The 314-nt window shown below is 30.3% G+C and carries 1 protein-coding gene; it reads right to left on the reverse strand.

Annotation, left to right across the window (positions count from 1 at the left end):
• Positions 1-82: 82 nt before the first annotated feature.
• The coding region (locus E5329_RS29520; RefSeq protein ID WP_135992607.1) for a LytTR family transcriptional regulator DNA-binding domain-containing protein at positions 83-314 on the reverse strand (232 nt) is incomplete at its 5' end.

Here is a 314-nt window from a genome sequence, read left to right on the forward strand (position 1 = left end):
AATTCAGGAAGTGCAGGAACAGTCAGAAATCTGTGAGGATTTACTGGCTTCTTAAGCATATAAACTTTTTACTCTCAAGTTATTAATATTTCTCTGCAATGCTTTTTGTAAAAATCTTACGAAATTCTTTTTGATATGTTCTTGATATGGATAAGCACTCACCATTATCCAAATAAACCTCATTACCTAATATTTTTTCAACATGCCTAATATTAATTAGGTAACTACTGTGTGCAAAAGCAAGTTGATAAAATTTGTTTGATAACGTCTCTAATTTATCATCTACTAGTATCTGCCCATCAAATTTTGCTTCA

The organism is Petralouisia muris (assembly GCF_004793545.1).
In the GTDB taxonomy this organism is placed as follows: domain Bacteria; phylum Bacillota; class Clostridia; order Lachnospirales; family Lachnospiraceae; genus Petralouisia; species Petralouisia muris.